This is a genomic window from Vibrio sp. L85 (assembly GCF_963871815.1).
In the GTDB taxonomy this organism is placed as follows: Bacteria; Pseudomonadota; Gammaproteobacteria; order Enterobacterales; family Vibrionaceae; genus Vibrio; species Vibrio harveyi.
This window is the reverse complement of record NZ_CAWMYL010000049.1, coordinates 1-283: the sequence shown is the minus strand read 5'-3', so window position 1 is coordinate 283 and position 283 is coordinate 1. Positions and strand designations below refer to the sequence as shown.

Sequence of the window (283 nt, the reverse complement as noted above, 5' to 3'; positions counted from 1 at the left end):
ACACCTAATTTCAGGCTAGACAGATCGGACTTTGGTGCATAGATCTTAATACGGCACTCAAACCCCGCTACAGGCTCAGGTTCGAGCGCTGGGGTTGGAGTTGGGGGAGCAAGGGGGACATCATCCTGAACTGGGGCATATCCAGCACTTGTCAACCGTTTCGGCTTAGGGAATTCTATTGGCATATCATATACTTTCAACTCAAAAGTACATTTTACCAACAGTACATAAATCACACAGTAAGCAAGTGGGTTGTTTTGCTATGCAATATGCTTGATTTCTT

At 44.9% G+C, this 283-nt stretch carries 1 pseudogene; it reads right to left on the bottom strand.

The features are described from left to right. Nucleotides 1–185: pseudogene (locus tag AACR11_RS07525) on the bottom strand (hypothetical protein); the annotation flags it as partial. Nucleotides 186–283 lie beyond the last annotated feature (98 nt).